Origin of the sequence: Aquimonas sp. (genome assembly GCF_044377145.1) — a bacterium.
GTDB lineage: Bacteria > Pseudomonadota > Gammaproteobacteria > Xanthomonadales > Xanthomonadaceae > Aquimonas.
In genome coordinates this window covers 18,696-29,673 of the sequence record NZ_JBILJQ010000068.1, presented here as the reverse complement: position 1 = coordinate 29,673, position 10,978 = coordinate 18,696, and the positions used below count along the sequence as shown (strand labels likewise).

Sequence of the window (10,978 nt, the reverse complement as noted above, 5' to 3'; positions counted from 1 at the left end):
CGGCGCGCTCAAGGCCAGATCCACACCCGTTGAGCTCGATCTGCCGGAGGTGGTTAGTTAGAAAAAACGTCGCCGAGTGTTGGGAAAGGGTTGACACGTTCCGGTGCGTGGCGTTCGCGCTGGTCGGCTTCGATCCACGGGCCCCAAGTCTGCTCGACGTACTCGCGCATGGCTTCGCGGGTGATCGCGTAGGCGCGTTCGGCGTCGGCTGTCGTCATCGGGCGCAGCGCGAAGGCGGGGCTGTTCGGGCGGGCGGCTACCATTTCAGAGTTGAGTCTGTCGCTTCAATAGCGACACCGGGCTTGTTGGACCACCCGGAAACCTGGGTTGAGCAGGCGAGTGATCACTCTGGATCCGACAGCTAACGAGACTGACTCAGTCATCTACTCGCGGCCGGCGACGGTGCAAGTATTCCCGCAAGCGCACCTATTGCCGCCGATCCAAGCGCTGTCAGGACATCTGGGATTGCGACTGTGCCGCCGCTGTTCTTGAAAGAAAGACCCATGACTCCCACGACAACAAACAGCACTACAAGCCCCAGCGAGCTAACGACGATTCTATATATGAGCCTGTCTTGCTCTAGAGCACGCGGCACGACTTGCTTCTTGGCTTGCTCGGCCAATCTGTTTAGCGTCTCTGCCGGCCTTGATTGAATCTCCTGTAAAACGCCGGGTGTTTCGATAATGGTCTTCACCAATTGATCTGCGGACCGCATTTCGTCTGCCATGGCTCTCTCCTTGGGACAGGTTTTTGCAGTGCTTCGTGAAAGAATAAACCCAGTGGATCTGCGTAGGCCTTGTTCGATTTCACACTACAGAATTCTACCAATTTTTGGCTTACCACTTGATGCGGCCACTGTGGGTTTCCGATGCCTAACGCCAGCGTCAAGCCGCGCCAAACGCGTCGGCTTGAATGATTGATTGGGAGCGAAGATAGACGACTGCGCCCAAAAGAACTGACAGTGCGACCGGGAGCACGACCACCGCGCGCTGCGCCAGGGATCGATTGCGCAGCACCGGGCCTGCGACGAGCAGCAAAAGAATTGACGCAAGGCACGCGGCAAGGGAAGCGACCGCCGGGGTGATGAACGCGAGGTCCCCAGCTGCCGAAAGCGGCTCGAGTGGCACCCAACGAAACGTGTAATAGGCCGCGACTAGAAGCAGAACCCACGCAAGCACGACGGAGGCTCGAACATTGTTGGGAAAGCTGTCAGCGCTGTTCATGGCGTTTGAGGCCTTGGTCCGACTGAACGGAAACCGTCCGTGATAACCCCAGCGCGCAATCTGGTCTAGCGCGCGCAGCACCGACGCTCGACTTGCTCTGGCGACAACAGTGCGATGGTCGTCGCACTTTGGTCAACCTGTCACATATGACAGGTCCTTGTGCCTCGGAGCGAGAGGACCTTGTTCCAATCCCCACAAGTGGAGCCTGCCCATGTGCCGAGTAGGCCCGCTCACAGCTTGACCACCGCCGCAAAAGCCGAGCCAGAACACGAACTCACGCTCAGGTCGAGGTGCAATTTCGGTTGAATGGTGCCGCTCCCCCACCCGCTCGAACCCATGCCGCGATTAAAATCGCTGCGCGCCGGCGTTCAATTTCAGCACCTGCAGTTCCACCCCGCGGCCTACTGCGCGCGCCTGCGCGAGAAGGTCGTGCCGCACCGCTGCGCCAACACCCTGCCCTTGCGCTGCGGTAGGCAGATTGAGCCGAGCGAGGTAGACGCAGCCGTGCCGCCATTCGAGCGCGCGCAGACCCAGTTCGACGCCGTTGACCACGATGAAGTCGTGCTGGCCGGCGCGGTAGCTGCGTGCGTGGAGTTCGCGCTGCTCGGCTTCGATCCACGGGCTCCAGGTCTGCTCGACGTACTCGCGCGTGGATTCGCGGGTGATCGCGTAGGCGAGTTCGAAGCCCGCGATCGTCATCGGGCGGAGCGCGAAGACCGGGGCTGTTCGGGTGTGTCGCGGGTGGGGTCCAGCGCGGCTTGAGTGCAGATTCGCGCAGGCAGCGTGCTTTGCGTATCGCTCGACTGGCGGCTGCGCCACGCCAGCACCTCACTGAAGTGCGCGAATCAGCAGGTATCCGCCCACGCTCAGCCACAGGAACAGTGCCGCTGCCAGCAAGAGAGGGCGCGGGCCGAGCGCCTTGATCCGGGCAAACCGGGTCTCCAGCCCCAGGGCCGCCATTGCCGTGGCCAACAACAGGGTGTCGAGTGCCAGCAGCAGGCGCTTGACCTCGGCAGGCAGAGCAATCATCGAATTCAGCGCAACCACGGCGACAAAGCCGAGCGCGAACCATGGAATCACCCTGTGCCGCTGACCTGTCCGCCGCGACTCGCTGTAGCCGAGGAAGAGCAGCACGGGCACCAGCATGAGCACGCGGGTGAGTTTGACCACGACCGCGGCATCCGCCGCTTCGGGACTGATCGCACTGCCGACCGCGACCACTTGCGCCACCTCATGCACGGTCGCGCCGGCATACAGGCCGAACGTGGCCGCATCGAAACCCAGCAGCGGGAACAGCTGTGGGTACAGAAACAGGCTGAGTGTGCCGAACAGCACCACGCTGGCGACCGCGATGGCGACCTTGTGGGGCTCCGGGCGGATCACCCGCTCCACCGCCAGCACGGCCGCTGCACCGCAGATCGCGCTGCCGACCGCCGTCAGCAGCGCGGTATCCCGATCCAGCCCGAACCAGCGCTGCCCCGCCCACACGCCCAGCCCGAGGGTGGACAGCACCACCACGGCATCGACCAGCAAGCCGGTGAGCCCGATCGCGGCGACATCCTGAAACGACAGTCTCAGCCCGTACAACACCACACCGGCCCGCAGCAGCACGCGCTGCGAAAAGGCGATGCCCGGAAGCAGGGACGGCGAAAGCCGCGAGCCGACGGTGTTGCCCATCACCATCCCGAGCACGATGGCGACCGTCAGCGCGCTGAGCTGCCAGGAGCGCAACCCAGGCGCATGCGCAAGCCCCAGGCCCGCCAGACCGAGCATCAGGGCAAGCAGCAAGCCCGGCAAGATCGTCGTCACACGGGCCGACCCAGCGGCAGAAAGGATGGAATGCATGCGCGCATGCTCACAGCGCGCTGAGTATCAGTACAGTTTAAAAACCTTACTCGCCCCATAAGCCAGACTGATGATTGGTGTCAGCCCGCGACAGCTTGAAGTGTTTGCCGCCATCGCCGCGAGCGGCAGCGTCAGCGCAGCAGCGACTCAGGTGCACTTGAGCCAGCCAGCGACCAGCATGGCGCTGGCCGAACTGGAACGGCTGCTGGGCGCACCACTCTTTGACCGAAGCCAACAAAGGCTGCGGCTCAACGATCACGGCCGACGCGTATTGCCGCTGGCGCGCGAAATTCTCGACCGGTTGACCGAGCTGGGTCGTGGCGCGGAATCTTCCGAGCAGCCACGCGGCGAGCTCAGACTCGGGGCCAGCAACACCGTGGGCAACTATCTGGTCGGCGATCTGCTCGGCGGTTTTGTACGCTCACACCCACGGGTCGCCTTGCGCCTGCACGTGGACAACACCGCCGCCATCGTCGCTGGGGTGCTTGATTACAGCCTCGATCTGGGCTGTGTCGAGGGCGACATCACCCATGCCGAGCTGGAGCTGCTGCCTTGGCGCGGAGATGCACTGTGCATCTGTGCGCCTGCGGGGCACCCTCTGGTTGCCCGGAAGACACTGCGCCCGGGAGACTTCGCCGGCAGTCGCTGGATCCTGCGCGAGGCTGGCTCCGCCACACGACAGCAAACCGAACGAGCGCTGGCGCAATTGCCCCCCGGCGAAACCATCCTGGAACTGGACCAGAGCGAAGCCATCAAGCAGGCGGTCATCGCCGGCCTGGGCTTGGCTTTGCTGCCAGCTGTCGCAGTGCGGAATGCGGCAGCCACCGGACGGCTGGCCATCCTGCCTACCCCGTTCCTGTCGCTGCAGCGAAAACTGCAGTTCGTCATTCACCGGCGCAAGTATCGCAGTGCGTTGTTGCAGGCTTTTCTCAACAGCACCGCGCCAGATCGCGAGCCGCCCGGCCAGCCTTGAAACCCGCCGCGCGGGAGAGCGCAGTTCGCGCGAGCTGACGATCCGTACGGCGACCGGGGATGCCGTTCCTCGACGTTGGGACGTGCCTTTGGCTTGTCCCAATCTACAAAGCCATAGCAGCTCGGTTGGGCCAAGCACCGCAACTCGGTGGGTTGGGCCAAGCGCAGCGCGGCCCAACTTCGCGCGTCGGTCGGTTAGCGCCGCAGGGCTTTGATCGGCTGGGAGGCGGGCGACTGATCGCGAAAGGCTCGGGCGCTGGCGATGCTGCCGATCACCACCACATGCGCCCTGAGCGCGCTCGGGAGGCACTATGCCGTTTGGCTCCAGCGAAGACGGGGCTGTTTGGGGATGTCGCGGGTGGGTTCAGGCATGGTGAGGAGCTTGGATTCGCGCGAGCGGGGGCCCTGGGGCGTCTTCGGAGACCTGATCAACCGATCGGCGGTTCGGTAGTCCGCAGCATGGCGGCGCAGCAACTGGTGCAGTGCAGGCACGGACATCTGCGCGCCACACCCCTGCAATGTTTCGGGTCTCTACTTCCCGCGCCGAACTGGTTTGCGGCATTGCAATACCTACTGCAGTGCAGCACGCGAAACGCTGTGCGGAACGCTGTGCGCTGCGTCATGGAATCCCGTTGACGCTGAACACAACCGGACGCTAGCGTACGGGCCGGCATCGGGGGGACGCCCGCAATGGGCGCCATGCCAACTGTTGGTCGAGTGAACACAAGCGGAGGCATCCGACCTCCGCGTCGCACACCATCAATCGAGGGGAACACCATGAAGAACCGACTCCGCGGCACCGCCCGTACCTGGCTGCCTGGCCTTGCCCTGCTCGCCTGCAGTGCCGCCGCCATGGGCAATACCTTGAACCAGAACGTCTCCTGGACGGTTGACCGCTCAGGCACGAGCACCAAGTACCGCGTGGTCGCTTACGGCGATTCCATCTATGCCGGCTACAACGGCTCGATCAGCAATGCCGCGCGCTACGCGGCGCCGACGGTCGAATCCGAATACCTGGCGGCGCTGTGGAATGCCGACATCGAGAACATCCGCCGCGCCAAGTCCGGCGCTGTGGCTTCCGACGTGTACCAGAACAAGATCGTCGCCGAGCGCTCGTACATGCAGGCCGCCTCGACCCGCGTGGTGACCTTCGAGATGTGCGGCAATGATGGCCTGCAGGCGCGCTCGGCCTTCAAGTCGCAGTCCGGCACCTGCAACTACAGCGGGCTGGATGCTGCAGTGGCCGCCTGCAAGACCTCAGTGGCTGCGTCGATGGACTACATCAATGCCAACGCGCACCCGAACACCCGGCTGAAGGTCATCAGCAATCTGTACTACCCCGGCTACAACGCCGACAACGTGCAGAGCAGCTGCCGCGATGCCAGCACCGGCGCGACGGTCAATCTGCGCGACCGCTTTCTGCCGGCGATTGCGCGCATGAACTACTGGATGTGCGAGTACGCGCGCCAGAAGAACTTCAAGTGCGCCGACAGCTTCGCCCAGTACATGGGCGCCGACTACGACAGCAACGGCGACGGCCAGGTCGATTCCGACGCCCTCCGCTACGTGGCCGGCGAGACCGAAGCCAGCTATGTCAACCGCATCACCGGCACGCTGCGGCCGACCCTGCGCGACGCCAACACTCACTTCGTCACGGCCTCCAGCAGCTTCGACTACATCCAGTCGGACGATGTGCATCCGACCTTTACCGGCGGCACCGTGTCGGCGGGGCTGTTTGGCGGCAGCACCGGCACTGGCGCCGCGCGCTACACCAGCTTTGCCAACGGCCGCAGCCCGATCTGGGACCGCTTCGGCCACGAGCGGATGGGCTGGGCGCTGTCGACCTACAGCCCGCCGACCCCGTTCTGATCTCACTCCGTTGATCAGACAGAACTGAGCCCCGCGCAGTGGACACCTCTGTCCCGCCGCCCACCCCGTCGTCCATCCCGGACGGCGCGGGTGTGCGCATGATCCGCCAGCCGCAGCCTTGGCATCGCTCAGCGCGGATCTACCTTGCGCTGGCGCTGCTGATGGTGGGCGCGGGCATCGCCTATCTGGTGTATCCAGCGGTGGCTGCACCACAGCCGCGGGCGGTCACAATGCCCGCGCACGAGCCGCCAGCCGCACCTGCTGCACCTGCCTCCGCAGCATCCAAGCCCACACAACCGAGTTCGCCGGTGCCCTCGACAACGCCCCCGCGCCGATCACCCGCGTTGGCGCCAGTCGCGGTTTCAACGATGGCCGACGAGCTGCCTTCGCTGGACCCCGACGACATCGCCGCCTACATCTCGCCGGCCGACGGCGAGCCGACCATGGCCGAGGTGATCGACGGCCTGCGCCATGCCGGTATTCATGACGGCCTGGCGGCGTTCAATCCGCCCGGCACCAGCCCGCCGCTGCACGGTATCGCCGTGCCTGATGACTTCGTGCTGCCGCAAGGCTATGTGCGCCACCACCAGGTGACTGACGACGGCGAACCGATCGAGCCGGTGCTTATGTTCTCGCCCGACTACACCTTCTACGACGAAGCCGGTCGCCCGATCGTGCTGCCCGAGGATCGCGTGGTGCCGCCGGAGCTGGCGCCGCCTGGCCTGCCGATCGAGCCGATCGAAATCCCGCCGCCGGCGGAGTGAGCGTTGCACCCACGCTTCGCACAGGCTGCCGGGATGAATTGACCAGCGGCCTGCAGCTTGCCCGCACGGCAATGTGCGCCGCACCCACACTGCTCAACCCCTGCACGGAGTAGACCGAGTTGACGACGGAGTATCGGCCTGCGCCGCGCTGGCAGTTGCTGGCCGGGCTGACGGCAAGCGCGCTTCTGCTCGGACTGTACGCACGCGTTGGGGCGGCCTGGCCGCTGGGCTTTGTCGCCCTCGCACCGTGGCTGCTGGCGCTGAATGCCACGCGTACGCTGCACGGCACGCTCGCCAGCGCGCTGCTGATGAGCCTGGCCCTGGTCGCTGCGGTGTTCGCCTGGTTCGGTGCCGCGATTGGCGCCTACACCGGCTACGGCAGCGCGGGGGCGACAGTCATTCTGTTGGCGCTGGCGCCGCTGCTGCAGCCACAGCTGTTGGCCTTCGCCGTGGTGCGCCATCTGGTTGGGCGTCACCACGGCACGCTGGTTCAGGCCAGCGCGGGCGCTGCTGCTTGGGTCGGCTGCGAATGGCTGCTGCCGAAGCTGCTGGGCGATACGCTCGGCCACGGCCTGTTTCCGTCCGCCACTCTGCGTCAGGTCGCGGACCTGGGCGGCGCGGCGGGACTCACCTTGCTGCTGATTTTGGTCAACGAGGCCGTGGCCGCGGCGTTTACGCGTCGACGCGATGGCATGCGTGCGCTGCTGAGGCCCGCTGCGCTTGCGGTCACGCTAGTCGTCGCAATGGCGGGCTATGGGCTGCTGCGATTGAACACGCTTGGCGCAGCAGCCGATGCCACGCTTCCAACGCTCCGAGTTGGCCTGGTGCAGTCGAACATCATCGACTACGAGCGGCTGCGCGCGGAGATCGGCGCCTACGCCGTGGTCAGGCATGTGCTCGACACCCACTACGCGCTGTCGCGGCAGGCGATTGAGCGCGACCGCGTGGATGCGCTGCTGTGGTCGGAGACCGTGTTCCCGACCACTTTCGGCCACCCCAAGAGCGACGACGGCGCCGCGCTGGACCGTGAGATCCAAGGCTTCGTCGACAGCGCCGGCGTGCCGCTGGTGTTCGGCACCTATGACCTCGATGACGCCGGCGAGTACAACGCCGCGGCCTTTGTCGAGCCCGGCACCGGCCTGCTCGGCTACTACCGCAAAACCCATCCCTTCCCGCTGACCGAACATGTACCGGCCTGGCTGGATGGACCGCTGCTGCGCCGCTGGCTGTCCTGGACCGGCAGCTGGCAGCCGGGCCACGGCGCGCGGGTGATGCCGCTGCGCAGTGCAGACGGTCGCGAGGTGAATGTTCTGCCCTTGATCTGTCTGGACGACGTGCGCAGCGCGCTTGCCATCGACGGCGCGCGCCTGGGCGCGCAGGCCATCATCGGCCTGTCCAACGATTCCTGGTTCAGCGAGTCGCCGCAGGGTGCGCGGCTGCACCTCGCCGTGGCCGCTTTCCGCAGCATCGAAACACGCCTGCCGCAGCTGCGCGTCACCACCAATGGCCTGAGCGCGGTGATCGACGCCAGCGGCGAAGTGATCGCCAGCACCGCGATGGGCGAACGCACCGTACTGGTCGGCGAGATCCGCGCGCAGGATCCACCGCCGACCCTGATGGTGCGCTGGGGCGACTGGGTGGGGCCGGCAGGTCTGCTGGGGTTGCTGGGCTTGGCCATGGTGTCGATCGTTCGCAGAGTTCGGCAGCGCGTGATCGCGAGGCGTGCCGATGCCGAAGCCAGCGCGGGGCCTGCTGCCTACTCCGAGCCAGTCATCGTACTTTCCGCAGCGTGGCGCGTCGCTGCAGCGGCGCTGCGTCTGTGCGCCGGCGTCGGCCTGCTGGCGGTCGCCCTGCGCATGCTGCTGCGCGACGGCCTGCAGGTGAACTCGCTGAGTCAGGTCGGGTGGTTTCTCGCCGCCGTGGTCGCGCCCGCTTTGGCCGCATGGGCGCTGCAGCGCGCGTTCGCGGCGCGAGCGCATATCGAAGCCGGGCTGCTGGTGCTGCAGCAACGCGGGCAGCGGGTCGAGATCCCGCTGGCTGCAATCGCCGCACTGCAGGTCTGGCGCCTGCCCTTGCCCGCCAGCGGCGTCGATCTGCTGCTGACCTCGGGCGAACGCTGGAGCCAGGCCATCGCGGTCGCCGATCCACAAGCTCTGTTGCAGGCACTCAATGCCGCCGGCTCACCCGCGCGCTTCGCCGGCACCCACGCACCAGCGCTCGCCCGCTACGCGCACCACCGAGCCGCCAGTAAACGCCGCTGGCTGGACCACCCGCTGCTGAAGTTCGTGCTGTTTCCGCTGCTGCCGGCCCTGCCCGCGTTTCGCCTGCACCAGCACATCGCCTTCGGCGGCAGCTTGGGCGAGTACTACACCTATGGGCTGCAGGCCTGGCTGACGGGGCTGCTGATCTGGTGGGTTTCATGGGCGATCGGCCTGATGCTGTTCGCCGCCGTCTTGCGCGTGCTGATCGAAGCGGGCTGCGTGATCGCACAGGGCGCCAGCTCCGCGCGCGCCGCAGGTGTCAGGCATGCAATGGAGTGGCTGGGGCGCCTGCTGTTCTACGCCGGCGTGCCGACCTGGCTGCTGCTGCGGATCACCGCCGGCTGAGCCTCGAAGAATCGAGCAAGGCACCAGTGGCGGTCGCCTGCTCGATCCGCGGATCGATCGAGCGAGCCATCACGTGCATCCGCGACCAGACTGCTGCGGTCAGCCGGCATCATCGCCAGACCTCGAGGCAATGCCTGCGCCGGGTCCACGGACTGTCCCCGTATACTTGCGCCCCATGAATACCCCCGCCCCCACCGGCAGCGGCAAGCTGCCCACCATCGCCGTGCTGGTCGCCGCGCTGGCCGCTGGCATCGGCCTGTTCGCGGGTCAGCGCGTGTTCGCGCCGACTGAGCTGCCGCAGATGCAGAACAGCCTGCTGTATCCGCAGTTCAAGCAGATCCCCGACTTCAAGCTCACCGCCGACGACGGCCGTGACTTCACCCAGGCCGATCTGCGCGGTCGCTGGAGCCTGGTTTTCGTTGGCTTCACCCACTGCCCGGACATCTGCCCGACCACGTTGGCCGATCTCGGCAAGGCGCGCGCGCAGATGACGGATCTGCCCGAGATCGAGCGTCCGCAGATCGTGTTTGTGTCGGTCGACCCCGAGCGCGACAGCCCCAAGCTGGCCGGCGACTACGCCCAGTACTTCGATGCCTCGGCGCGCGGCGTCAGTGCCGATCACGCCGCCCTGCTGCCGTTCACCCGCAGCCTCGGCATGGTCTACATGCAGTCGGAGCTGGAGGGCGGTGGTTACACCGTTGACCATTCGGCCTCGGTGGCGATCATCAACCCGGAAGGCCAACAGGTCGGGCTGGTCCGGCCGCCGCTCGACCCGACCAAGATCGCGGCCGATCTGCGCGCGCTGATCGCCCACCGCGCTGCCAGCGCAGGCTGAAGGAGTTGGCATGAGCAAGCTCGCGCTGATTCCGCAGTACGCGCTGCCGCACCGTCTGCTGTCACGGCTGGTGCTGTGGGCCACGCGGGTCCGCATCAAGGCGTGGAAGAACTTTCTGATCCGCCAGATCAGCACACGCTTTGCGGTGAACTGGGACGAAGCCGCTTCGTCCAAGCTCGAAGACTACCCGCACTTCAACGCCTTCTTCACTCGCGCGCTCAAAGCCGGCGCGCGCCTCCCCGACCCGGCCGCCGATACCCTGCTGATGCCCGCCGATGGCCGCATCAGCCAGCTCGGGCGGATCGAGAACGGACGGATCTTCCAGGCCAAGGGCCAGAGCTACACCGCGGCCGAACTTCTGGGCAGCGAGGACGCCGCCGCGCCGTTCGCCGACGGCCACTTCATCACCGTTTATCTGTCGCCACGCGACTACCACCGCGCGCACATGCCTTGGGCCGGGCGGTTGATCGAAACCGTGCACATCCCGGGCCGATTGTTCAGCGTGGCACCGTTCGCGGTGGCCGGCATCCCGCGCCTGTTCGCACGCAATGAGCGCCTCGTCTGCCGCTTCGAAACCGACCGCGGGCCGATGGCGGTAGTAATGGTCGGCGCAATGCTTGTATCCGGCGTTGAAACCGTTTGGGGTGGCGTGGAGATTCCGCCCTACGGCTCCGGCATCGTTCGTCGCGACCTGCGCAGCCGGAACATCACGCTTGATCGCTTCGCTGAAATGGCGCGCTTCAACATGGGCTCGACCGTGATCGTCTGTCTGCCGCGCGAGGGCTTCGAGCTCGACGATGGGCTGTTCGCGGAGAATCCGGTGCGCGTCGGCCAGCGGCTGGGCTGGGCTCGCGGAAGCTGACG

General features: G+C 66.1%; 11 protein-coding genes. 6 read left to right on the top strand and 5 right to left on the bottom strand.

All coding sequences use genetic code 11. The annotated features are described in order from the left end of the window. Positions 1-53: 53 nt before the first annotated feature. The 5 genes from ACIQ7H_RS17545 to ACIQ7H_RS17525 form a co-directional block, all read right to left on the bottom strand. Positions 54-218, bottom strand: coding sequence for a hypothetical protein (locus tag ACIQ7H_RS17545; protein ID WP_395793898.1), 165 nt, complete (start codon positions 216-218; stop codon positions 54-56). A 161-nt stretch (positions 219-379) separates the two neighbouring features. Continuing rightward, on the bottom strand, positions 380-727 hold the full coding sequence (locus tag ACIQ7H_RS17540; protein ID WP_395793896.1) for a hypothetical protein: 348 nt from the start codon (positions 725-727) through the stop codon (positions 380-382). A gap of 157 nt (positions 728-884) precedes the next feature. After that, positions 885-1,223: a hypothetical protein gene (locus ACIQ7H_RS17535; protein ID WP_395793894.1), complete on the bottom strand. Its 339-nt coding sequence runs from the start codon at positions 1,221-1,223 to the stop codon at positions 885-887. A 345-nt stretch (positions 1,224-1,568) separates the two neighbouring features. Then, complete coding sequence (locus ACIQ7H_RS17530; RefSeq protein WP_395793892.1) at positions 1,569-1,922, bottom strand: hypothetical protein; 354 nt, start codon at positions 1,920-1,922, stop codon at positions 1,569-1,571. Between the two features lie 129 nt (positions 1,923-2,051). Beyond that, positions 2,052-3,032, bottom strand: a complete 981-nt coding sequence (locus ACIQ7H_RS17525) for a YeiH family protein (RefSeq protein ID WP_395793890.1) — start codon at positions 3,030-3,032, stop codon at positions 2,052-2,054. Positions 3,033-3,138: 106 nt separating this feature from the next. On the opposite strand from ACIQ7H_RS17525, the gene ACIQ7H_RS17520 reads away from it, so the two are divergent. The 6 genes from ACIQ7H_RS17520 to asd all read left to right on the top strand — a co-directional run bounded on the left by ACIQ7H_RS17520 (position 3,139) and on the right by asd (position 10,976). After that, positions 3,139-4,041 carry a LysR substrate-binding domain-containing protein gene (locus ACIQ7H_RS17520; RefSeq protein ID WP_395793888.1) on the top strand — a complete coding sequence of 301 codons (903 nt, stop codon included), beginning with the start codon at positions 3,139-3,141 and terminating at the stop codon, positions 4,039-4,041. Between the two features lie 776 nt (positions 4,042-4,817). After that, on the top strand, positions 4,818-5,909 hold the full coding sequence (locus tag ACIQ7H_RS17515) for an SGNH/GDSL hydrolase family protein (RefSeq protein ID WP_395793886.1): 1,092 nt from the start codon (positions 4,818-4,820) through the stop codon (positions 5,907-5,909). Positions 5,910-5,947: 38 nt separating this feature from the next. After that, positions 5,948-6,673, top strand: coding sequence for a hypothetical protein (locus tag ACIQ7H_RS17510; protein ID WP_395793884.1), 726 nt, complete (start codon positions 5,948-5,950; stop codon positions 6,671-6,673). Positions 6,674-6,792: 119 nt separating this feature from the next. Further along, positions 6,793-9,279 (top strand): apolipoprotein N-acyltransferase, encoded by a 2,487-nt coding sequence (lnt, locus tag ACIQ7H_RS17505; protein WP_395793882.1) that lies wholly within the window; start codon positions 6,793-6,795, stop codon positions 9,277-9,279. Between the two features lie 175 nt (positions 9,280-9,454). Then, a complete protein-coding gene (locus ACIQ7H_RS17500) occupies positions 9,455-10,114 on the top strand; it encodes an SCO family protein (protein ID WP_395793880.1) in 660 nt (219 codons plus the stop codon). A gap of 10 nt (positions 10,115-10,124) precedes the next feature. Next, positions 10,125-10,976: an archaetidylserine decarboxylase gene (asd, locus tag ACIQ7H_RS17495; protein WP_395793878.1), complete on the top strand. Its 852-nt coding sequence runs from the start codon at positions 10,125-10,127 to the stop codon at positions 10,974-10,976. Positions 10,977-10,978 lie beyond the last annotated feature (2 nt).